Annotated in this window: 1 protein-coding gene; it reads right to left on the reverse strand. The window is 34.3% G+C overall.

Going from position 1 to position 437, the window contains the following annotated elements:
• Positions 1-90: 90 nt before the first annotated feature.
• Positions 91-437, reverse strand: a 347-nt coding sequence (locus KP705_RS17865; RefSeq protein WP_215765258.1) for a hypothetical protein, incomplete at its 5' end; no start/stop codon positions are given.

Raw genomic sequence — 437 nt, forward strand, 5'->3', positions numbered from 1 at the left:
TAATATTCCACTTCTTAGACTTCGTTGCCTTGTCGGAAGGCTTTACAAGCACTTTACGACTCAGCATCTCAAAATGTGCGAATTGATAACTCATGACAACGATCCAAAAAATTTCTCGCAAATCGTTGAGAGTCTTCTTTTAAAATCATCAGACGTACAATTTTCCAAATCTAAATTATCGATACTCGAATACAAACCATCCTTGTCACATTCTTCTAAATCTTTAACCCAAAGGCGTATCTCATCTTTATTGTCATTAACAAAAACACACTCGTAACAAAAATCATCCTCGTCATCGTTCAAATATTCGTTGAATCTTAAAAAACCATATCTCCTGCTTTCTATGTAATCCAAAAACAAAGAAGAATGCGAAGGAAGACAACGCAAATAATCTCTATAACTTTTCACATCCTTCACAGGAAAAGAATGGTCAATAT

Source organism: Gluconobacter sp. P1D12_c (assembly GCF_018812105.1).
Lineage (GTDB): Bacteria > Pseudomonadota > Alphaproteobacteria > Acetobacterales > Acetobacteraceae > Gluconobacter > Gluconobacter oxydans_A.